Origin of the sequence: Rubrivirga sp. SAORIC476 (genome assembly GCF_002283555.1) — a bacterium.
GTDB lineage: Bacteria > Bacteroidota > Rhodothermia > Rhodothermales > Rubricoccaceae > Rubrivirga.
Genome location: NZ_MVOI01000003.1, coordinates 682,202 through 701,928, shown reverse-complemented (window position 1 = coordinate 701,928; position 19,727 = coordinate 682,202). Strand labels below are relative to the sequence as shown.

The 19,727-nt window shown below is 70.5% G+C and carries 20 protein-coding genes; 5 read left to right on the top strand and 15 right to left on the bottom strand.

Annotated features, from left to right (window positions below; translation table 11 throughout):
• The first annotated feature begins 55 nt into the window (after nucleotides 1–55).
• The 4 genes from B1759_RS04875 to B1759_RS04860 all read left to right on the top strand — a co-directional run bounded on the left by B1759_RS04875 (nucleotide 56) and on the right by B1759_RS04860 (nucleotide 3,100).
• Nucleotides 56–505 (top strand): biopolymer transporter ExbD, encoded by a 450-nt coding sequence (locus B1759_RS04875; protein ID WP_095513907.1) that lies wholly within the window; start codon nucleotides 56–58, stop codon nucleotides 503–505.
• A gap of 240 nt (nucleotides 506–745) precedes the next feature.
• Nucleotides 746–1,765: an isocitrate/isopropylmalate dehydrogenase family protein gene (locus tag B1759_RS04870; RefSeq protein WP_095513906.1), complete on the top strand. Its 1,020-nt coding sequence runs from the start codon at nucleotides 746–748 to the stop codon at nucleotides 1,763–1,765.
• A gap of 37 nt (nucleotides 1,766–1,802) precedes the next feature.
• A complete protein-coding gene (locus B1759_RS04865) occupies nucleotides 1,803–2,219 on the top strand; it encodes a DUF4293 family protein (RefSeq protein WP_095513905.1) in 417 nt (138 codons plus the stop codon).
• Nucleotides 2,219–3,100, top strand: coding sequence for a DMT family transporter (locus B1759_RS04860; RefSeq protein ID WP_095513904.1), 882 nt, complete (start codon nucleotides 2,219–2,221; stop codon nucleotides 3,098–3,100). The genes B1759_RS04865 and B1759_RS04860 overlap by 1 nt, the downstream gene beginning before the upstream one ends.
• Nucleotides 3,101–3,157: 57 nt before the next feature.
• Here the strand turns inward: B1759_RS04860 and B1759_RS04855 are convergent, their stop codons facing one another.
• On the bottom strand, nucleotides 3,158–4,186 hold the full coding sequence (locus B1759_RS04855; protein WP_198948751.1) for a glycosyltransferase family 2 protein: 1,029 nt from the start codon (nucleotides 4,184–4,186) through the stop codon (nucleotides 3,158–3,160).
• A 267-nt stretch (nucleotides 4,187–4,453) separates the two neighbouring features.
• Here B1759_RS04855 and B1759_RS04850 point away from each other — a divergent pair, with 267 nt between their 5' ends.
• Nucleotides 4,454–6,409: a RecQ family ATP-dependent DNA helicase gene (locus tag B1759_RS04850; RefSeq protein WP_095513902.1), complete on the top strand. Its 1,956-nt coding sequence runs from the start codon at nucleotides 4,454–4,456 to the stop codon at nucleotides 6,407–6,409.
• 41 nt (nucleotides 6,410–6,450) lie between these two features.
• Here the strand turns inward: B1759_RS04850 and B1759_RS04845 are convergent, their stop codons facing one another.
• The 14 genes from B1759_RS04845 to trpD all read right to left on the bottom strand — a co-directional run bounded on the left by B1759_RS04845 (nucleotide 6,451) and on the right by trpD (nucleotide 19,723).
• On the bottom strand, nucleotides 6,451–8,022 hold the full coding sequence (locus B1759_RS04845; RefSeq protein ID WP_095513901.1) for a choice-of-anchor B family protein: 1,572 nt from the start codon (nucleotides 8,020–8,022) through the stop codon (nucleotides 6,451–6,453).
• A gap of 67 nt (nucleotides 8,023–8,089) precedes the next feature.
• Complete coding sequence (locus tag B1759_RS04840; RefSeq protein ID WP_158225125.1) at nucleotides 8,090–9,688, bottom strand: choice-of-anchor B family protein; 1,599 nt, start codon at nucleotides 9,686–9,688, stop codon at nucleotides 8,090–8,092.
• 138 nt (nucleotides 9,689–9,826) lie between these two features.
• Complete coding sequence (locus B1759_RS04835) at nucleotides 9,827–11,146, bottom strand: choice-of-anchor B family protein (protein ID WP_095513900.1); 1,320 nt, start codon at nucleotides 11,144–11,146, stop codon at nucleotides 9,827–9,829.
• Nucleotides 11,147–11,186: 40 nt separating this feature from the next.
• Nucleotides 11,187–11,699, bottom strand: a complete 513-nt coding sequence (locus tag B1759_RS04830) for an asparaginase domain-containing protein (protein ID WP_095515055.1) — start codon at nucleotides 11,697–11,699, stop codon at nucleotides 11,187–11,189.
• A 40-nt stretch (nucleotides 11,700–11,739) separates the two neighbouring features.
• On the bottom strand, nucleotides 11,740–12,093 hold the full coding sequence (locus tag B1759_RS04825; RefSeq protein ID WP_143537266.1) for a hypothetical protein: 354 nt from the start codon (nucleotides 12,091–12,093) through the stop codon (nucleotides 11,740–11,742).
• Nucleotides 12,090–12,410 carry a hypothetical protein gene (locus B1759_RS04820; RefSeq protein ID WP_095513898.1) on the bottom strand — a complete coding sequence of 107 codons (321 nt, stop codon included), beginning with the start codon at nucleotides 12,408–12,410 and terminating at the stop codon, nucleotides 12,090–12,092. The genes B1759_RS04825 and B1759_RS04820 overlap by 4 nt, the downstream gene beginning before the upstream one ends.
• Nucleotides 12,411–12,473: 63 nt before the next feature.
• Nucleotides 12,474–13,394, bottom strand: a complete 921-nt coding sequence (hisG, locus tag B1759_RS04815; RefSeq protein ID WP_095513897.1) for an ATP phosphoribosyltransferase — start codon at nucleotides 13,392–13,394, stop codon at nucleotides 12,474–12,476.
• Nucleotides 13,395–13,427: 33 nt separating this feature from the next.
• Nucleotides 13,428–14,543 (bottom strand): DUF4837 family protein, encoded by a 1,116-nt coding sequence (locus B1759_RS04810; protein ID WP_095513896.1) that lies wholly within the window; start codon nucleotides 14,541–14,543, stop codon nucleotides 13,428–13,430.
• Nucleotides 14,540–15,358, bottom strand: coding sequence for a tryptophan synthase subunit alpha (trpA, locus tag B1759_RS04805; RefSeq protein ID WP_095513895.1), 819 nt, complete (start codon nucleotides 15,356–15,358; stop codon nucleotides 14,540–14,542). The genes B1759_RS04810 and trpA overlap by 4 nt, the downstream gene beginning before the upstream one ends.
• Nucleotides 15,355–15,825: a GNAT family N-acetyltransferase gene (locus B1759_RS04800; protein ID WP_095513894.1), complete on the bottom strand. Its 471-nt coding sequence runs from the start codon at nucleotides 15,823–15,825 to the stop codon at nucleotides 15,355–15,357. Before B1759_RS04800 ends, trpA begins: the two co-directional genes overlap by 4 nt.
• A gap of 73 nt (nucleotides 15,826–15,898) precedes the next feature.
• Complete coding sequence (trpB, locus tag B1759_RS04795) at nucleotides 15,899–17,134, bottom strand: tryptophan synthase subunit beta (RefSeq protein ID WP_095513893.1); 1,236 nt, start codon at nucleotides 17,132–17,134, stop codon at nucleotides 15,899–15,901.
• An 89-nt stretch (nucleotides 17,135–17,223) separates the two neighbouring features.
• Nucleotides 17,224–17,859: a phosphoribosylanthranilate isomerase gene (locus B1759_RS04790; protein ID WP_095513892.1), complete on the bottom strand. Its 636-nt coding sequence runs from the start codon at nucleotides 17,857–17,859 to the stop codon at nucleotides 17,224–17,226.
• A complete protein-coding gene (gene trpC, locus B1759_RS04785) occupies nucleotides 17,856–18,683 on the bottom strand; it encodes an indole-3-glycerol phosphate synthase TrpC (RefSeq protein ID WP_095513891.1) in 828 nt (275 codons plus the stop codon). The genes B1759_RS04790 and trpC overlap by 4 nt, the downstream gene beginning before the upstream one ends.
• The gene (trpD, locus tag B1759_RS04780; RefSeq protein ID WP_095513890.1) at nucleotides 18,683–19,723 is read right to left on the bottom strand and encodes an anthranilate phosphoribosyltransferase; all 1,041 of its coding nucleotides are present in this window, start codon (nucleotides 19,721–19,723) and stop codon (nucleotides 18,683–18,685) included. The genes trpC and trpD overlap by 1 nt, the downstream gene beginning before the upstream one ends.
• Between the last annotated feature and the right edge of the window lie 4 nt (nucleotides 19,724–19,727).

Here is a 19,727-nt window from a genome sequence, read left to right as displayed (position 1 = left end):
CTCGGCCCTTCATCGCTCCAACCCCGTCACTCATCACCTTTCACGCATCCCCTCTATGTCCGCCCACTTCAAGAAGAAGAGCGCCAACACGAAGCAGGAGATCCCGACAGCATCGCTGCCGGACATCATCTTCATGCTGCTGATCTTCTTCATGGTGACGACGGTGCTCCGCGAGACGGAGCTGCTCGTCAACGTCTCGATCCCTGCGGCCGAGGCCATCGAGAAGATCGACCAGAAGCGACTCATTCAGTACGTCTACATCGGGCCCGAGAAGCTGGAGTCCGGCCTCGGCGACCCAGCGGTGCAGATCGACGACGCCATCGTCCGCGAGCTGCCCCAGATTCGCCAGGCGATGTACGCCGCCCTCCGCACCGAGCCGCGGACCATCGTCTCGATGCGCGTCGACCGTGACGTGGAGACGGGTCTTCTCTACGATGTGCAGCAGGAGTTGCGCGAGGCCGAGGCGCTCCGCGTCAACTACTCGACCTCTCGCGAGGCCGAGTAGCACTCGACTCCGACCGATCCCGACCGGGGCGCTCCACGCGGGGCGTCCCGGTTTTCGTTTGTGGCTTCATGCTGCCGCTCGCCTCAGCAGGGGAGGCTGGCGACGAGCGCCTTCCCCGGCGAAGTCCGCGCACAGATGCTCGGGGCCGGGCACCGGAACTGGGACGCTGCGTTTCGCCCGGACTCCATGCCGAGGCCCCACAGGCCCCGTCTAGCTTCCTGTCTCCTCGTCTCGCATCCTATGGCCTACTCCGCAACTCTCATTCCTGGCGACGGCATCGGGCCTGAAGTCATTGACGCGGCCGTGAAGGTCATCGAGGCGACCGGGGTTGTCTTCGACTGGGACCGGCAGGAGGCGGGCATGGGAGCCTTCGAGGACGGTGGCGACCCGCTGCCTCAGGCCACGATCGACTCCATCGACCGGACGCGCCTCGCCTTCAAGGGGCCGCTCACGACGCCGGTCGGCACAGGATTCCGGAGCATCAACGTCCGCATCCGGCAGCACTTCGACCTGTACGCCAACATCCGTCCCTGCGAGACGCTGCCCAACACGCACGGGCCGTTCGAGGGCGTCGACTTGATGCTCTACCGTGAGAACACGGAGGGCCTCTACGCAGGCATCGAGTACTTCGACAAGAAGAACCAGATTGCCGACTCCATCGCGCGGGCGACGCGCGGCGGCTGCGAGCGCATCATCCGGTTCGCCTTCGAGGATGCCCAGCGGCGCGGCCGGAAGCGGCTCACGCTGGTCCACAAGGCCAACATCCTGAAGGAGACCGGCGGCATGTTCCTCTCCATCGGCAAGGAGATCGCGTCGGACTTCCCGGACATCGCTTTCGACGACCGCATCGTGGACAACATGGCGATGCAACTCGTGATCCATCCGCAGGACTTCGACTCGATCGTCACCACGAACCTGTTCGGCGACATCCTCTCCGACCTGATGTCCGGCCTCGTCGGCGGGCTCGGCGTGACCGGCTCGGCCAACATCGGTGCGGACTGCGCCGTGTTCGAGGCCGTCCACGGCTCCGCGCCCGACATCGCGGGGCAGGGAATCGCCAACCCGACTGCCGTCATCCGCTCCGGCGAGATGATGCTCAAGCACCTCGGCGAGGACGCCGCTGCCGAGGCGGTCCGTCTCGCCCTCCACGACGTGTATTCCGATCCGTCCAAGCTGACGGGCGACCTCGGCGGCACGGCCACGACGGCCGCGTTCGGCGACGCCGTAGCCGAGCGGGTCCGCGCCCACGTCGCGGCGTAGCCCGCCGCTCCTTCCCGCACGCTCTCCGCACATCGGCATGATCCAGCGCATCCAGACCCTCTATCTCGTCGCCGGCGCGCTCCTGCTGGCGCTCTTCGTCGGCCTCGGGGAGACCTGGGCCGCGGCCATCGCGGCCGAACGGGCGTGGCTCGGTGTGGTCGGATACGCCCTGGCGGGCGTGACCGCGCTCGTCGCCCTGGTGTCGGTCGCCCTCTACAAGAACCGCGAGCTGCAGCGCAAGGTGATCTACGCCGCGCAGTGGCTCGACCTCGTGTTGGTCGTGGTGGTGCTGGTGGGGCTCTACCTCGCCTTCGACAGCGGAGACTTCCAGGCCCCGGTGGGCTACTACCTCGTCGCCATGCAGCCGATCGTGGCCTACGTGCTGCTGCGGATGGCGCGGCAGGGCGTGACCAAGGACATCGAGAAGATCCGGTCGATGGACCGTCTCCGCTAGTGGCGAAGGCTCCGGCGCATGTCTGGATCCTGGTGGGGCTCGGACTGCTGGCCGTCGGCTCGTCGCCCATCCTGATCCGGCTCGCGGGCGACGTGCCGGCGCTGACGCTCGCCGCGTGGCGCACCATGGCCGTCACGGCGGTCTTCGCGCCAGTCGCGTTGGCCCAGTCGCGCGCCGAGGTGGCTGCGTTCTCGCTGCGCGAGTGGGCCCTGGTGCTCGGCGCGGGCGTCCTGCTGGGGCTCCACTTCATGGCCTGGATCGTGTCGGTCCAGCTGACGAGCGTCGCCAGCGCGTCGGTGCTGGTCACCACGAGTCCGGTCTTCATCGCGGTGTTGGGCGCCGTCTTCCTGTCGGAGCGTCCATCGCGGCGCACGGCGGCGGCCATCGGCGTCGCCGTGGTCGGTGCGGTGATGATCGGGCTCAGCGAAGGCTCCGGGTCCGGCATGTACCCGAACCCGGCGCTCGGCAACAGCCTCGCTCTCGGCGCGGCGGTGCTGGTGTCGGTCTACCTCCTCATCGGCCGTTCGGTCCGCCAGCGGACCTCATTCGTGGCTTACTTCGCGCTCCTCAACGGCGCCGCCGCGGTGACGTGTCTGGTGGGGGTGTGGGTGGCGGGCGTGCCGCTCGGGCTGCCCTGGCCCATCGCCTTGCTGGCCATCGCGATGGGAATTGGGCCGGGACTCCTCGGCCACGGGTCGTTCGCCTACGCGCTCAAGTACCTGCCCGCCGCGCTGATCGGCCTGCTGAGCCTCTCTGAGCCCGTGTTCGCGTCGACCGTCGCCCTGGTCGTCTTCAGTGAGGTGCCGACGTCGCTCGGCGTGGTCGGGATGGTGGTGGTGCTCGCGGCCATCGCGGCAGTGGTCACGTCGAAGGACGCCTGAGGACGCTGGTCCCGGTCGGGGCCTCCTGCCTCGTGAGGTGACCGGAGCGTGGGCGCTCTACCGTCGCCAGCCAGACGCGAACCGGCTTCCTGGAAGGTCCGAGAACCGCCGGAGTCCCCGCACGAACGCATCCAGCACGATGCTGCCTCGGTAGGGGGGGAGGACCGGCACCTCGTCTCTGGGGGGAGCGACCTGGGCGATGCGGGCGAGGGCCTCGCGGCGACCTCTGCGGATGGCGTCTGCCTCGGCGCGGTTGCCGCCGACCCACGCGCGTGTTGTGGCGACGGCGTCCAGCACGCGCCGGGCGCGGAAGACGCGCCGGGCCTCGGCGGCCGGGAGGTTCTTGGCCAGCATCACGAGCCCGTTGCGGATGTTGTAGAACATCTTCCGGGGATCGCCCTGCGGCAGCGAGGCACCGCCGAGGTGGTAAACCTCCGACGCGGGCTCGACGCGGATCCTCCCGCCTGCGCGCTGGAGGCGCCAGCACAGGTCGATCTCCTCCATGTGCATCCCGAACGATTCGTCGAACCCCCCCGCCGATTCGAACGCCTCGCGGCGAACCAGGAGCGCGGCGCCGGTCGCCCAGAAGACATCCCGCGCGTCGTCGTACTGGCCGATGTCGGGCTCCAGGGTGTCGAAGATGCGTCCGCGCGTGAACGGGTAGCCGAACGCGTCCAGGAAGCCGCCTGACGCGCCCGCGTACTCGAACCGGGTGCGGTCGCCGTGCTGGAGCAGCTTCGGCTGCACGGCGACGACCTCGGGGTCGTCCAGCGCAGCGACGAGGGGCGTCAGCCAGCTTGGCGGGACCTCCACGTCGTTGTTGAGGAAGCACAGCACGTCGCCCGAGGCGGACGGAACGGCGTCGTTGTTGCCCTTCGCGAACAGTCCGTTCTCTGCGTGGCGGACCACCACCACGTCGGGATACGTTTCGGCGAGCCAGGCTGCCGTCCCGTCCTCCGAGGCGTTGTCCGCCACTACCACTTCGAGGGCGGGGTAGTCCGTCGCGAGGACGCTGGGAAGGAAGCGCTCCAGCAGCGGCCGTCCATTCCAGGTGACGATGACGACCGAGACGAGGGGAGGAGACACGGAGGAGGGGGTCACCTCGAAAGGTACCCCCTCCCTCCGCCGTGCCGTCCCAAAACAAAACCGGCGCGACCCATCGACCCCACCACGGATCCAGGTCGCGCCGGCCACCACCATCAAGCCCGCGTGTCGCGATGCCCAACAGGCACGCACATAGACCCGGCACGGTCGTAGACGTAACCTCTCGTCTCGACTTTTTTTCTCGACCCCCTCCAGACCCGTCGAGAGCGGGGAGCCGAACGGGAGGAGCGCCGCCGCTAGCTTGGGCGCATGGCACCCGCGACCCCTGCGCCCGCGATCCCCGACGAGGTTCTCCGCACCCTCAACGAGGTGTGGGGCTATCCGGCGTTTCGTCCGGGCCAGGATGCGGCGGTGGCCGCCGTGCTCGCAGACCGCGACGTGCTCGCAGTCCTGCCGACGGGCGGAGGCAAGTCGCTCGTGTACCAGGTCCCGCCGGTTTCGCGGCGTGGCCTCGCGCTCGTCGTCTCGCCACTGGTGGCGCTGATGCAGGACCAGGTGGACGCGCTCGCACGGCGGGGCGTCCGCACGGCGGCGCTACACGGCGGCCTCAGCCGCCGCCAGTCGGATCAGGTGTGGACCGACGCCGAGCACGGCCTCTACCGGCTCGTCTACCTCACCCCGGAGCGTCTCCAGACGGAGCTGTTCGCCGCCCGCGCGCCCCGGCTGGATGTGACGTTGCTCGCCATCGACGAGGCGCACTGCATCTCGGAGTGGGGCCACGATTTCCGCCCCGCCTACCGCCAGATCGCCGCGGCCCGGCCTCTGATGACCACCGCCGAGGGCAACCCGGTCCCCGTCGTGGCGGTGACGGCGACCGCGACGCCCGAGGTCCGGCGTGACATCCTCGACCAACTCGCGCTTCGCGACCCGGCGGTCATCGTGCGCGGCTTCGACCGCCCGAACCTCGTGTGGAGCGTCCACCACGTGCAGGACCCGGTGCGGCAGGCGCTGGACGTGTTCCAGGCGGTGCCGGGCGCGGGGCTCGTGTACGCCGGGACGCGGCGTGCGACCGAGGCCGTCGCCGGGCGCCTCCGACGGGAGGGCATCTCCGCGGAGCCCTACCATGCCGGGCTCGACCGCGGCCTCCGCGACGCCACCCAGCGGCGGTGGCTGGCGGGCGAGACGCGCGTCGTCGCCGCCACGAGCGCGTTCGGGATGGGTATCGACAAGGCCGACGTGCGGGCCGTGGTCCACACAGCGCTGCCGCCGACGCTGGAGGCGTACTACCAGGAGGCTGGTCGGGCAGGGCGCGATGGGGACCGGAGCTACGCCGTCCTCGCCGTCGGCCCCGACGCGGAGTCGCTGCCACGCGACTTCGCCGATCGCGGCCACCCGACACCGGCGGACGTGCAGGCGGTCTACGCGGCGGCGGGAAGCCTCGGGCAGGTCGCGCTGGGAAGCGAGCCCGACGGGCTCGTCACGCTCGACCTGACGACGCTGGCGTCCGTCGCGGAGCGGCCGGTCGGCATCGTCCGTGCTGCCGTGGACCGGCTCGCGGCGGACGGTGCATGGTCGGTGGTCCGGCCGCGGCCGGGCGAGGTGCGGGTCCGCCTGCCTCGGGGGCGCGACGGGCTGATGCGGGCCGTCGAGTCGGAAGGGCTGGCCGTGCAGACGTTCGCCGACGCGCTGGTGCGTCGCCTGCCGGCCGAGGCGGGCGAGGGCGCGACGCTCCGGCTGGCGCCGCTGGCGGAGGCGCTGGGGTTGCCCGAAGCCCGCCTCGACGCGGGGCTCGACTACCTCGCCGCGCGTCGCCTGCTGGAAGTCAGTCGCCCCGAGGCTGGACTCACTCTCGCCTGGCACCACGCGCGCACACGCACCGTGCCTGTCGACGCGGCCGCGCTCGACCGGGGCCGCCAGCGCGCCCACGCCCGCCTGGACGACGTGGTCCGCTACGCCAACGCGCTCGGGTGCCGCCGCCAGCACCTGCTGGCCTACTTCGGCGAGCCCGCGCCGCCCCGCTGCGGACGTTGCGACGTGTGCCTCGGACGCCATCGCCCGGAGGTGATCACCCCGGCCGACGAGCCGCTCCTGCGCCGCATCCTCGACGCCGTCGACCGCGGCGACCAGCCCGCCGGGCCGGACGCGCCCCGGCGCACCCGCGTGCTGGCCGACTGGCTCGTGGAGGAAGGCCTGCTCCGACTGGTCGACCCGCTCGCGGTCCGGTTCGAGTTGACGCCTGCGGGTCAGCGGTACCTCACCCGGTAAGGCCTGCGGACGCGATCCGCCGTGCCCCTACGCGTCGTGGGTCACCGCGTCAGCACGAGGCGTCGCGAGGCCTGGAACGTCTCGCCGGCGACGCGGACCACGTAGACGCCCGCCGGGAGGCCTGCGCCGGAAACCGACAGCGTCAGGTCCGCGCCGGGGCTGGCTGTGCCGTCGTACACCGACGCCACGCGACGCCCGGCCACGTCGAACAACTCCGCACACACCGTCTGAACCGCGTCGACACGGAGCGTCAGTTGCGCGCCGCCGGACGTGGGGTTCGGGCGCGGCTCCGAGAGACGCGCCGTCGTCTCGGTCGGCGCCTCGCCTGAGGCGGAGGTGGCAAGCAGCGGGTCCACCTGGAGGACGAAGAAGCCCGTCTCGCCGTCGTTGGCGATCACGAGGCCGTCGCCGAAGTACGGGTAGTTGCTCCACTGGCCGGCGAAGTTGATCGATGTGTCGAGCGGGTACGTGTCGAACCACGCCACCTCCTCCAACTCACCGTCCGCGATGCGTGACAGGTCGAGGACCCGCAGGCCCGCCTCGTAGTTGCTCTCGTAGGCGAGGTTGCCGAGCACATAGAGGTTGTGGTCGATGGTCTGCATCCCCGAGTCGTAGATGAAGTCGAGTCCGGGGTCATCGAGATCCGCCACGTCCAGCACCAGCGTTCGCTGGGTGGCGACGCGGCCGTAGTACTCGTCCAGTTCGTCGTTGGCGAGGAAGTAGCGCCCATCCTCGGTGAGCCAGCCCTGGTGCGTGTACGCCGAGTTCGGGTAGGCGACCTTCGAGATCAGCACAGCGCGGGCCGGGTCGGTCGCGTCGAAGATCGAGACCGTGTTCTCGTTCGAGGCGAAGCAGATCTCGCGGCCCGTGTAGTCGGCATCCGGCCCGTCGTACGTGACGCACTGCGCGTCGTGCGTGTAGCCGGAGTCGCCGCCGTCGACGGCGTCGCTGAAGCACCCTGCAAATACCGGGTTGAGCGGGTCCGAGAAGTCGACGGCGTGGAGCCCGCGCGACGAGCACGCGGCTGGGAACGAGGTGCCGGCCACGCGCGAGCCGACGGCGTAGGCCATCTGGCTGCTCTCGTTGACCACCAGGTTGTGCGCCGAGCGGACGCCGGTGTAGCGCGCGTCGGCGGCGAACCGCCGGGCGGGGTCCTCGGAGAGGCCGCGGAGGCGCGTCAGGTCGAACACCTGGATGCCGTGGTCGCTCGCCTCGGCCACGACGAGGGCGACATCGCCCAGGGCCTTCACGTCGCGCCAGCTGGAGGGCACGGTGGCCGTCGGCAGCATGCCGAGGCGGACCGGCGCGCTCGGGGTAGTCACGTCCACGAACGCCGTCCCGACGGCCAGCCCGACGATGGCGTATCGCCGCCCGGTCTCTGAGTCCTCCCAGCCCCAGATATCGTTGGCGCACAGGCCGGGATAGGGACTGGGGCAGGCACCCTCGGGCGGGGCGCCCAACTCCTGGGGCGTGAAGTGGGCCACGAGGTCGATCCGGTCGCAAGCGTAGCCGCCTGCGGTCCCGTCCACGCAGGCGGCCGACTGGGCGACCGAGGCGGGTGCGGTCAGGGTGGCAATCAGGGCGAAGACGAGGACGGCGAGCGCGCGCAGCATCGGGCAGGGGAAGGGGAGACCGGAGCAACGTACGCCGCGCCGGGACCGTGCCTTCTCGTCCGTCGTCTTACCGCGTGAGCACGACTCGCTGGGACGCCTCGAACGCCTCGCCGACCACGCGGACCACGTAGACGCCCGCCGGGAGGTTCGTCCCGGAGACCGCTAGCGTGAGGCGCGTGCCCGGCGTCGCTGGACCAGAGTACAGCGAGGCCATGCGGCGGCCCGCCACGTCGAACAGCTCGGCGCGGACCTGCTGCGCGGTGTCGACCTGGAGCGTCAGCCGGGTGTCGCCGGCAGAGGGGTTCGGGCGCGGCGCGGAGAGCGAGAACCCGGACCGCGGCACGGGGCCGCCTGCGTTGGTAACGTCCAACGAGGCGTCAGGGCGGAGCACGAAGAGGCCGTAGTCGCCGTCGTTGGCGATCACCAGCCCGCTCTCGAAGTACGGGTAGTTGCTCCACTGGCCGTTGAACGAGACCGTGTTCGCGTCCGGGTACGTGTCGAAGAAGGCGGCCTCGGTGAGCGTCCCCTGGGCCACCTGGCTCAGGTCGAGAATCCGCAGCCCCGTCTCGTAGTTGCTCTGGAAGCTGTACCGGCCCCGGACGTACTGGTTGTGGTCGATCGACGGCAGGCCGGAGTCGTAGACGTAGGCGAACTCCGGATCGTCCAGGTCGAGGAAGTCCAGCACGATGGTCCGCTGGGTGGGCACGAGCCCGTTCCGCTCATCCAACTCGTCGTCGGTGAGGAAGAACCGCTGGTCGGCCGTGAGCCAGCCCTGGTGCGTGTACGAGGTGGACGGGTAGAACGCCTGCGAGACGATCGTGATGTCGCTCTTGTCGGTCACGTCGAAGACCGTCACCACGTCCTCGTTGGCGGCGAAGCACAGCTCGTGGTCCGTGTAGTCGGCGTCCGGTCCGTCGTAGACGACGCACTGCGCGTCGTGCGTGTAGCCGGGCGTGCGGGGGCCGACCTCGATGTCGGCGTCGGAGAAGCACGTCACGAAGGCCGGCGCGGCGGGGTCGGCGAGGTCGAGCACGTGGAAGCCGGGCAGGTCGCAGGAGGCAGGCAGCCCCAGCGCCTCCCGCTCGCCTGCCGGGTACCGAAACCCGACGACGTATGCGAAGCCGGTGTCCTCGTTGATCACGATGTTGTGCGCCGAGCGGATGCCCGGGTACACCGCGTCCGGGGCGAACGTGACCGGGTCGCCGGTGAGGCCGCGGAGGCGCGTCAGGTCGAACACCTGCACCCCGTGGTCGCGCGCATTGTCGGCCACGACGTAGGCGTGGTTGCGGTAGACCTTGATGTCGCGCCAGACCGGCGTCAGCTCGTTGCTGGTCGGCAGCTTGCCTACGAGGCGAGGGAACTGGGGCGTGGAGAGGTCCACGAAGGCCGTCCCGTTGGTCGTGCCCACCAGTGCGTATTCGGTGCCCGTCAGCGGGTCGGTCCAGCCCCAGATGTCGTTGTTGCCGGTGGCCGCCGGCGAGCCCGGGCTGCTGAACGAGCCGACAGAGAGGTACCCCACCAGGTCGACGCCGAGGCAGGGGAACGCGCCCACGTCCGGCAGCGCAGCCACGCCGCCGACGCAGTCGGCGCGGGCGTCCTGTGCGCCCGCCTCGGGGGGGGCGACAACGAGGCCGAGGGCGAGCAGGAGTGAGAGGCGGAGACGCATGGTCGGGCAGGAGGGGCGCGGCCAACCTACGCGCGCTCGGGCTCGTTCCTCGGGTCCCGGAAGGGCACAAACGAAGCGGGGGACCCGGCGCGATGCCGAGTCCCCCGCGGAGCCTGCACGAGCCCGAAGGCCGTCGGCTTACATGGTGATCGAGATGTTCGGGCGGAGCACGAAGAAGCCCGTGTTCGAGTCGCTCGCGATCACGAGGCCGCTCGGGAAGTACGGGTAGTTGCTCCACTGGCCGCCGAAGCTGATCTCCGTCGCTGCCGGGTAGGTGTCGAAGTAGCCGACCTCGACGAGGTTGCCGTTCAGCACGTCCGAGTGGTCGATGATCCGGAGGCCGGAGTGGTAGTTGCTCTGGTAGCTCAGGTCGCCCTTGACGTAGAGGTTGTGGTCGATCGTCGTGATGCCGGAGTCGTAGATGCCGATGAACTCGGGCTCGTCGAGGTTCTCGACGTTGAACAGCAGCGTCCGCTGGGTGCTGACGTAGCCGTTCGTCTCGTCGAGCTCGTCGTTGGCCATGAACGCGCGGCGGTCCTCGGTAAACCAGCCCTGGTGCGTGTAGGCGTCCTGCGGGTACTCGGCCATCGAGATGATGCGGACGTTCATCTTGTCGGTCACGTCGAAGAACGTCACGACGTCCTCGTTGGAGGCGGCGCAGATCTCACGGCCGGTGTAGTCCGCGTCCGGCCCGTCGTAGTTGATGCACTGGGCGTCGTGGGTGTAGCCCGGCGCCGAGACCGGCGACGTGTCCTTGGAGGCGTCCGAGAAGCAGTTCACGAACGTCGGGTTGGTCGGGTCCTGGATGTTGATCACGTGGAAGCCCGGCGCGCCGCACTCGGCGGGCAGGTCGTCGCCCTGGGAGCCCGAGCCGACCGCGTACGCGAAGCCCGAGTCCTCGTTGATCACGATGTTGTGGACGTTCGTGACCTTGTCGTAGTGGGCATCAGCCGTGAACTCCCCCTGGTCGGAGGTCAGGCCCCGGAGGCGCGTCAGGTCGAAGACCTGCATGCCGTGGTTGCGGGCCTCGGACACGATGAAGGCGTGGTCGCGGTAGACCTTGATGTCGCGCCAGACCGTCGAGACGGTCTGCGTGGGCAGCTTGCCCAGCAGGATCGGGTTGGTCGGGTTGGAGATGTCGATGAACTCCGTGCCGTTGGCGAGGCCAACGATCGCGTACTCCTTGCCGGTCTCCGAGTCGGTCCAGCCCCAGATGTCGTTGAGCTGGTCCGCGTCGAAGGCCTCGAGCGGGACGTAGGCGACGAGGTCGACGTTGGAGCACTCGAACGTGCTGCCTTCGGCCGAGGCCGCGCCGTCGACGCACTCCGAGACCATCGCCATGTCACCGGGCGTCGGCGCCGGGTCGGGCATGTCGTCCACCATGGTGACCGTGGTGGTCGAGCAGCCGGTGGCGAAAAGAGCGAGCGCGAGCGCGCCAGAGAGGGACAAACGGGTCATGGATCAGGGAGGTGGGGAGCAGGAAGAGGCCCCTACGGGGTCAGGCCGTCGGGGTGACAGGTTCGAACCGGTTGCGTTCCCGGTCCTTGCGTACGTGGTACGGGTCGAAGACGCGGCCGTTCATGGCAACGTACGCACCAGGCGGAAGCGTCTGTACAGCGGCCGACGCGAAGCCCACGTTGAACTCGGCGTCGCTGGCCTTGAACCGGGCCGGCGCGAGCGAGCCGACGAACACGACCGTGTGCTCAGCCTCCGCCTCGGCGAGCGCGTCGGCGACCACGCGGGCGGTGGCGGCCATCGTGTCGGTGCCGTGGGTCACGATCACGCAGCGGTGCGGGGAGGCCGCGACTCGCTCGGCGATGACCTGGCGGTCGGCCTCGGTGATGTCGAGCGAGTCCTTGCGCATGAGCGTCTCGACGGCGATCTCGAACGAGACCCCCGCCTCGCGGAGCAGCTCCACGATCTGCGGCTCGCCGATCTCGTAGGCGCTCTTCGCGTCGAAGTACTCCTTGTCGATGGTGCCGCCGGTGGTGAACACCTGCAAGGTTTCGATGAGGGCGGGGACGGGCATGCGGAGGGGGGAGGGCGAGCCGCTACGGCTGGAAGAAGGTGGCCCCGGAGTCCGGCGGCGGCCCCTGCCGCTCGCGGACGAGCCACGCGTCGACGGAATCATACGTCGCGCGGGCAACATCGGGGTCTGCCGCGAGCTGGTCGAGGCGGGCGGCGAGCGCCGCCGAGTCGAGGCCGTGGGCCGCCAGCGCGACCCGGCGGAGGCTGTCGGCCAGCGCCGGGCGACGAGCGTCCACGGTGTCGAGCGCCGCGCGGGCGTCGGCGAGGTGCAGTTCGGCGAGTGCGTCCACCAGCGCCGGGTCGACGCGAGGGGTGGACTCGCCGCAGCCCGCCAGCACGGCGAGCGCCACCAGTCCCAACGCTCGCCGAACGATCACGCGGCCACGGGCGGGGCCTCGACCTCCATCCGGAGCAGGTGCGCAGCGTACGTCTTGCCCTGCGCGTCGAGCTTCAGCGACACCGTGCCGCCGCCGCCGAGCGCGCCGTGCAGCATGAAGTTCAGCGCCGACAGGTTCGGCAGCTCGAACCGCTCCACCTCGCCGGTGCAGCGCGGGCCGAAGTGGGCTTTGACCACCTCCGCCGTGACGGTCTCGCGGAGCCAGTCGTAGTGCGCCGGGTCGCGAGCGATCAGGCCGACGTTGACGGCGTCGCCTTTGTCGCCGGAGCGGCCGAAGCAGAGGTCGAGGAGTTGCATAGCGTGGGTGGGTGTGCGTGGAGCGTGGGAAAGATCGCCTCCCCACGTCCTACGCCCGACGAACTAGGGAATCATCTTGTTGAGCGGGTACTCGATGATTCCCTCGGCGCCGAGGCGCTTCAGCTCGGGGATCAGCTTGCGGACCTGCCGTTCCTCGATGATCGTCTCGACGGCCACCCACTCGTCCGAAAAGAGTGGCGAGATGGTCGGGTTGCGGAGCGCCGGGAGCCGCTCCACGATCGAGGCGAGGTCGTCGCGGCGGACGTTCAGCTTCAGGCCCACCTTGCCCTCGGCGCGGATGGCGCCCTCCAAGAGCAGGGCAAGGTTCTCGATCTTCTCCCGCTTCCACGGGTCCTGCCACGCGTCGTGGTTGGCGACGAGCTGGGTGTTGGACGAGAGCAGCACGTCCACGATGCGAAGCTTGTTGGCGCGGAGCGAGTTGCCGGTCTCGGTTACCTCGACGATGGCGTCGACCAAGTCGGGGGCCTTCACCTCGGTGGCGCCCCACGAGAACTCGACGTCGGCGGTGACGCCGTGCTCGGCGAGCCAGCGCTCCGTGAGGCCGACCACCTCGGTCGCGATCCGCTTGCCCTCCAGGTCCTTCACCGAGTGGATGTCGGAGTCTTCGGGCACGGCGAGCACCCAGCGGACGGGTCGCATGGAGGCCTTCGAGTACACCAGGTCGGCGACCACGTGGACGTCGGCGCCGGTCTCGGCGATCCAGTCGAGGCCGGTGATGCCGGCGTCGAACACGCCGTCGGCGACGTACTTGCCCATCTCCTGGGCGCGGACGAGCATCGCCGTCAGCTCGTCGTCGTCGATGGACGGGAAGTAGCTCCGCGAGCGGACGGAGAAGCCGTAGCCAGCTTTCTCCAGCAGGTCGAACGTGGACTCTTGGAGGCTGCCCTTCGGCAGGCCGAGGCGGAGGATCTGGCCCTCGCCCTCGGGGGTGTCGGCGGGGGAAGGGGCGGTCTGGGTGGACATCAGGGGAAACGGTCTAGGCGAGAAAGGAAACGGTCAGGGAGATGCGGCAGCGGCATCCTGAGGCACGTCCGCAGCGGGGCGCAGGGTGTAGCCGATGGCTTCCATCTGGCGGAGGAACGCGCGCTTGTCGAGCGTGCGGTCGGGCGCGAACGTCATGCCGTAGTACAGGTAGAGCCGGTCGGCGGCCTCGTCGACGAAGGCGTAGCGGACGTACGAGCCGCCCATCGGGACGACGGTCGTCTGCCAGAAGCCGCGCTGCTCGACGGCGGCGCGCCCACCGATCGCGGTCGTGTCGCGGGTCTCGGCGCGGCTCTTCTCCAACTGGACGTACGAGCTGTCGATGGAGCCCTGTGCGAACTGGCGGAGGAGGTCGTTCGTGATCCCGTCCAACGCATCCTGCGACGGGAGCTGCTCCACGCCGTCCTGGGTGAACACGAAGAAGTCGCGCCAGGTGTCCGACAGGACGCGGCGGTAGCGGACGAAGGTGCCCTCGCGCCCGGCGGCCGTCGCGGTGGTGTCCTGCACCTGGACGTAGTCGTACTGGATGCGGATCTTGAAGCCGTGGTCGTCGAGGAGCTGCTGCTCCAGGTCGGTCTGCTCCAGGCGGGAGAACATCTCCTCGGTGGTCCGGTCCCGGGCGAGCCGCTCGTAGGCCGCCCGGATCTCGGCGCCGCGGCGGCGGATGTCGGTGGCGAGCGCGCTGTCAGAGGCTGCCGTCGCGATGGTCACGAGCTGGCGGTTCGACCACAGGTTCTCGCGCAGGTTGACCGCCGTGACGGTGCCCGACCGGACGGCGTCGAGGTTGTCGTCGCCGACGCGGGCCCGGAGGAAGTCGCCGATGTCGCCTTCGGCGTCGATGGGCGCCGCGAACACGAGGTTCGGCTGGACCTTCAGGCTTTCGAAGAAGCGCGACTGGAGGGGCTGGAAGCGGACCTGAAACGCTCCCTGGTTGCTCGGCAGCGTCGGGATGGGGCGGCCCAGTTCTTCTCGGAGCGCCTCGCCGACGGGGCCGGCCCAGGTCACGCTGTCGGTGATCACGATGATCTCCTCGGTGTTGCCACGGGCCTCAGCCTGCGGCATCTCCACCGTCTCGCAGCCGGTCACGGCGACGAGGGCGAGCAGGGCAACGAACGGAAGAAAGCGCGTCATGAGGTCGGGGCGTCACCGGTCTTCAACGTCCGCGCCCACTCGCCGACCCGCTCGCGACGTGCGGAATCGGTGAGATCCCGGTCGTCCCAGAGGCGCGCGGCCTCGCGGATGAGCGCGGACCCGACGATGAAGCCGTCGGTGTGGCGCGTCAGCCGCTCGGCGTCGGCGTGGGTCGAGATCCCGAAGCCGACGAGCAGCGGCTGCTCGACGAGGCCGCGGGCGCGGGCCAGGTAGGCGTCGGTCGCGTCGGTGTCGCCGAGCCCGGAGCCCGTCAGGCCCGTCACGCTGACGGCGTAGACGAAGCCGGTCGAGCGAGCGTCGACGAGGCGGACGCGGTCGTCGGAGGTGTTGGGTGCGATGAGGTGGGTGATGGAGAGGCCGTGGCGGGCGGCGGCCTCCTCCACCTCGGCGGCCTCCTCGGGAGGCACGTCGGGCAGGATGAGGCCGTCTACGCCGGAAGACGCGGCGTCGGCGCAAAAGTCGCCCACGCCGTAGCGCATCACGGGGTTGGCGTAGCCCATCAGCAGGAGCGGCGTGTCGGAGGTCTGCCGAAAGGCGGCGGCCGTCTCGAACGTGTGCGCCATCGTCGCGCCCTGCGCGAGCGCCCGCTCGGACGCTTGCTGGATGGGCAGCCCCTCGGCGACGGGGTCCGAGAACGGCATCCCCAACTCGATGAAGTCGGCCCCGGCGGTGTCGACGGCCTGGAGGATGGGCAGGGTCGCGGCGGGCGACGGGAAGCCGGCCGTGAGGAAGAGCCCCATGGCGGTCTCGCCGCGCTGGCGGAGGCCGTCGAGGTGGGCGCGAAGTCGAGTCATGGGGCGTCGGGGGTGCCTGCCTCGGTGCCGAGGCGGTACAGGTCGGGACGGTCGATGGTCATGAACCGCTCGGGGAAGGGGCAGCGTGCGAAGCCGAGGCGCTCGTAGAAGGCATGGGCGTCCTGCGTGGTGAGCAGCCAGCGGCGGAGGCCCTGGAGGTCGGGGTGGGCGCGGACGCAGCGCATCAGCCACGCGCCGAGGCCGCGGCCCTGGAGCGCGTCGAGGACGTACACGTCGCAGACGTAGGCGAACGTGGCGCGGTCGGTGACGACGCGGGCGTAGCCGACCTGCGCCCCCTCGGCGTCGTAGAGTCCGACCGGCAGCGACCCTGCCGCGGCCTGCTCGACCACCTCGCGCGGCACGCCGGGCGACCAGTAGGACTGGCTCAGGTAGCCGTGGACGGCGTCGAGGTCGAGCCGGGCTCGGTCGTCGGAGGCGGTGAAGCCGTCGGGGTGCGTCCAGGTCATCCCGCCTCGGGGCCGAGGGGGAGCGAGGGGACGTCGGCACGGGCGAGGCCGAGGATCGTGCGGGACACAGCGTTCATCCCTCGTCGCCGAAGAGGTGCGCCGAGATCGTCGCCATGTCCTTGTCGCCGCGGCCGGAGCAGTTGAACACGAGCGTCCCGCCCGCGCCGATCTCCTCGGCCACCGCGGCGAGGGCGTGGACCGCGTGGGCGGTCTCCAGCGCCGGGATGATGCCCTCGGTCTCGCTCAGCAGGCGCACGCCCGCCAGCGCCTCGGCGTCGGTCGCCGTGCGGACCTCGACGCGGCCCGTGCTCGCGCGGTAGGCGTGCTCCGGCCCGACGCCGGGGTAGTCGAGGCCCGCGGAGATCGAGTGCGCGATCTCGACCTGTCCGTCGGCGTCCTGCAGCAGGTAGGTCATGGTGCCGTGGAAGACGGCGGGCTCGCCCTTGGTCAGCGTCGCCGCGTGACGCCCGTCCAGCCCCTCGCCGCTCGCCTCGACTCCGATCAGGCGGACACCCTCGTCCTCGAAGAACGGTGCCCAGATGCCGATGGCGTTGGAGCCGCCGCCGACGCACGCCACGACGGCGTCGGGAAGCTCCGAGCCGGTCTGCTCCAGCAGTTGCGCCCGCGTCTCCTCACCGATGACGCGGTGCAGGTCGCGCACCATCATCGGGTACGGGTGCGGGCCGATCGCGGAGCCGATGATGTAGTACGTCGAGGTCGGGTTGGAGACCCAGTCGCGGAAGGCCTCGTTGGTCGCGTCCTTGAGCGTTTGGCTGCCGGACGTGGCCGAGCGCACCTCGGCGCCGAGCAGCCGCATCCGCTTCACGTTGAGGCTCTGCCGCTCGATGTCCTCGGCGCCCATGTACACGACGCACTCGATGCCGAACAGCGCGCACGCGGTCGCTGTGGCGACGCCGTGCTGGCCCGCGCCGGTCTCGGCGATGATCCGTTCTTTGCCCATCCGCCGCGCCAGCAGCACCTGGCCGATGGCGTTGTTGATCTTGTGCGCGCCGGTGTGGCAGAGGTCCTCGCGCTTGGCGTAGATCGTCGCCCCGCCGAGGCGCTCGGTGAGCCGGTCCAGCCGCGTCAGCGGGGTCGGCCGGCCGACGTAGTCGCGCAACAGGCGCCGGTACTCGGTCTGGTACTCGGGGTCGTCCCTGGCCGCTTCCCATGCCTCGCGCACGTCGGCGAGGACAGGGTGCAGGATCTCGGGAACGAACGCGCCGCCGAACGCGCCGAAGCGACCGTGAGCGTCAGGAAGGTCGGTACCGAGGACGGGGGACGCGGTAGGGGAGGCGAGAGTCGGCATGGGAGGAGGGGGACGGGTCGAGGTGGACGGGGGCGGACCTCGACCCTCTCGGAGTGGGCGCGTGCGGGGGCAGGGGCGCCGAGGCGGGCCTACCCGGCGGTGGCAGCGTGGAAGGCGTCGAAGAATGCGGCCATCTCGTCGAGGTCCTTGACGCCGGGCTCCGACTCGATGGAGGACGACAGGTCGACGGCGTACGGCTGCATCGTCTGGATGGCCTCGGCGACGTTGGCGGCCGAGATGCCACCTGCGAGGAACAGGTCCACGTCGGCCGAGAGGTCGCGGGCGACGCGCCAGTTGAAGCTCTCGCCGGTGCCGCCCCAGAGGCTCGTGTGGTGGGTGTCGAGGAGCACGAAGTCCACCACGTCGAGGTAGGGCTCGACCATCGCGCGGACCTGCTCCGAAGAGGCGTCGTGCTGGACGGAGATCGCCTTGATGACCGGCACGTCGACGGCCGCGCACGTCTCGGGCGACTCGTGGCCGTGGAGCTGGGCCAGCGTAAAGCCGACCCGCGTGCACGTCGCGTTGATCTCGTCGGCGTCGCGGTTGACGAACACGCCGACGGGCTCGGGGCCGCGGACCCACTCGATGATCTCCTTCGCCACGTCGGGCTTGACGTAGCGGGGGCTCTCCTCGTGCTGGATGAACCCCAGGAAGTCGGCCCCGGCGGCGGCGGCCGTGCGGGCGTCGTGGAGGCGTGTGAGGCCGCAGATTTTGACCTTCGTCATGGGGTGGCAGGCTGGCGGGAAGCGTCGGCGAGCGCGAGGGCCGTCTCGCGTCGGAACGCGGCGAGCGCGCGGCCGGGGTCGGGCTGGCGCATGAAGTGGGTGCCCACGAGGAAGGCGTCGGCGCCGTAGCCGCGGAGGCGGGCCGCGTCGTCGGCGGTCCGGATGCCGCTCTCGGCGACGCGGACGATGCGCTCCGGGAGGCGCGCGAAGATGCGCTCCGCCCGCCCGAGGTCCACCTCGAACGTCTGGAGGTCGCGACTGTTGACGCCGAGCACGCCGACGCGGTCGAGGTCGAAGCCGTCCACCTCGGCGTCGGCATGGACCTCCACCAAGACGCCCAGGCCGAGGTCGCGGGCGGCGTCCAGCAGGTCGGTCATCTCGGCCGGGTCGAGGGCGGCCGCGATCAGCAAGACCGCGTCGGCCCCGTACGCGCGGGCCTCGATAAGCTGGTAGGCGTCGACGACGAAGTCCTTCCGCAGCAGCGGCAGGTCGACGGCGGCGCGCACCTGGGCGAGGTGGTCGAGCGAGCCCTGGAAGTGGGTCGGCTCGGTGAGCACGGAGAGCGCGGCGGCGGCGGCCTGCTTGTAGCTCCGCGCGATGTCCGCCGGGGCGTACTCGCGCCGGATGACGCCCTCCGACGGGCTGGCGCGCTTGCACTCGGCGATGGTGGCCGGTCCGTCGGGGCGGCGCAGCGCACGGGCGAGCGACAGCGTCGGCGCGCGGAACGCGGAGCGGCGCTCCAGCGCGGCGGTCGGCGTGAGGGCCTTCCGCTCGGCGACGAGGGCGCGCGTGTCGGCGAGGATCTGGTCGAGGATGGTCGCCATCAGGCTGCCTCGGAGAGTTCGGTGGAGACGGCCACCAGCGCGTCCAGCTTGGCGAGGGCTCCTCCGCTGGCGACGCTCTCGCGCGCCGCCTCCAGGCAGGCGTCGAGGTCGTCGTACTCGCCGGATGCGAGCAGCGCGTAGGCTGCGTTGAGGAGTACCACGTCCGCCTGCGGACCGGCCTGGCCGCTCAGCACGCCGCGCACGATCTCGGCATTCTCATCCGGCGTGCCGCCCTGGAGCGCCGCCGCCGAGACGCGGGCCAGCCCGAACTTCTCGGGCACCACCTCCTGCTCCAGCAGGCCGCCGTCGAAGGCATGGCTGCCGGTCTGGTAGATCGTCGTCGGGCTCGTGGTCGAGAGCTCGTCCAGCCCGTCGTGGGCGTAGACCACCACGACGTGCTCGCTGCCGAGGCGCATCAGGATCTGCGCCATCTGCCGCGCCACCGGGTCCGAGAACGCGCCGATGAGCTGGCGCTTGACGCGCGCCGGGTTGCAGAGTGGCCCCAGGATGTTGAAGAAGGTCCGCACCCCCAGCGACCTCCGCACCGGGCCAACGTGCCGCAGGGCGGGGTGGAACTGGGGCGCGAACAGGAACGCGATGCCCGCCTCCTCCAGGCACCGCGACACGCCCTCGGCGTCGAGGTCGGCGCGGACGCCGAGCGCGGACAGCACGTCGGCCGAGCCGCTGGACGACGAGACGCCCTTGTTGCCGTGCTTGGCGACGGGCACGCCCGCGCCTGCGGCCACGAAGCTGGCCGCCGTCGAGATGTTGAACGTGCCGGAGTGGTCGCCACCCGTGCCGCACAGGTCGATCGGGTCGAGGTCGGTCTCGACCGGGATCGCGTACTCACGCATCACCTTCGTGAAGCCGACCAGCTCGTCGAGGGTCTCGCCGCGAGACCGGAGCCCCATCAGCAGCCCTGCGATCTGCGCGGGGTCGGCCTCGCCGGAGAGCATCACGTGCATCGCCGACTCGGCCTGCGCCTGCGTCAGCGTCTCACCTTCGGCGATGGCGGTCAGAATGGGTTTGAGAGTGGTCAATGGT